The organism is Dyella sp. SYSU CM1112 (assembly GCF_058216415.1).
In genome coordinates, this window is sequence record NZ_JBZEGI010000058.1 from 1 (window position 1) to 495 (window position 495).

Consider the following 495-nt stretch of genomic DNA (forward strand, 5'->3'; position numbering starts at 1 on the left):
GCATTGCCTTTTTCGTGCAGAAGCTCGGCTTCAAGGTCGTCGCCGCCCACGGCGATGTGGACCTGCAAGCGCATAACGGGGCCATGGCGTTGAAGGCCAAGCAGGATGTGGGCATTACCAGCACCGATGGCCGCGTGGTGGTCAACGCACAGCAGGAGTTGCTGCTGATCTGCGGCGGTTCCTACGTGCGCCTGAACAACACCGGCATCGAGATGGGCACGCGCGGCGATCACGTCTGCAAAGCCGACGCCTTTCGCCGGCAAGGCCCCGCCGCGCTGTCCAATCAGATGAATGAGTGGAAAAACATGCCTTTCGATGAGCGCATGCAGTTGCGCACTCGCAGCGGCCGGCCTGCACCCAACCAGACCTATGAAATCCATCGCGACGATGGCGCCATCCTCCGCGATGTCGCCGATGCACAAGGCCGGGCCACGCTGCAAAAGGGCCTGAACCTCGATGGCCTGACGATCCTGTGGAAGAACCTGAAACCATGAG

At 61.6% G+C, this 495-nt stretch carries 1 protein-coding gene; it reads left to right on the forward strand.

Annotated features, from left to right (window positions below; genetic code table 11):
• The coding region (locus tag AC4HNJ_RS21590) for a DUF2345 domain-containing protein (protein ID WP_490481679.1) at positions 1–494 on the forward strand (494 nt) is incomplete at its 5' end.
• Position 495 lies beyond the last annotated feature (1 nt).